This window comes from Arenibacter lacus (assembly GCF_008711145.1).
Lineage (GTDB): Bacteria > Bacteroidota > Bacteroidia > Flavobacteriales > Flavobacteriaceae > Arenibacter > Arenibacter amylolyticus.
The window spans coordinates 1-643 of the sequence record NZ_VVIN01000218.1 but is presented as its reverse complement, the minus strand read 5'-3'; the positions used below and the strand labels follow the sequence as shown (position 1 = coordinate 643).

The window sequence follows — 643 nt, the reverse complement described above, 5'->3', positions numbered from 1 at the left end:
CGCGGCTATCCATCAACGACTTAGAAAGCTGGAAGCTTCCGGATTAATTGCAGGTTCTAAATTCATTATCAACCCCAAGGTTTTGGGGTATACCACCATGGCCTACATTGGCATCTATCTAGACAAGGCAATGAGCAATCCCAAGGCGGTAAAGGAACTAGAGAAGATTCCAGAGGTATTGGAATGTCATTATACCACGGGCAACTGGTCTATTTTAATTAAGGTACTTTGCAAGGACAACGAGCATTTAATGCATGTATTAAATAAGGAAATTCAAAGAATAGAGGGGGTTTCTAGGACGGAAACCTTTATATCCTTAAACCAACAAATTGATCGCCAAATCAGCATTTAATGTTTGGATTGAATCTAAATAAGTATTAATTTTGCCCCGATGAGCATACTATTTCAATCCAAATTCTACACTTTATATCAATCCAATTCGGATAGATATTTCTACATCGATTTTGGCCAAAAAGTGGTTAAACTATCTTTTTGCCAACTACTGGCATTAAGACAGAAGGTTAATGCCATATCCATTGAGTCCCATTTTGATGCGGACCTAAACAAGCATGGCTTTGAAGTGCTAATGCTCTGTAACAAGGAACATTTATTCCTATTAAATACTTTTGAGGTCTTGGACCTG

At 37.9% G+C, this 643-nt stretch carries 2 protein-coding genes; both read left to right on the top strand.

The window, feature by feature from the left end:
- A partial coding sequence (locus F1E73_RS17230; protein ID WP_150452691.1) for an Lrp/AsnC ligand binding domain-containing protein occupies positions 1-352 on the top strand: 352 nt, incomplete at its 5' end.
- A 39-nt stretch (positions 353-391) separates the two neighbouring features.
- Positions 392-643: hypothetical protein (locus tag F1E73_RS17225; RefSeq protein ID WP_150452690.1), on the top strand; the 252-nt coding region annotated here is incomplete at its 3' end.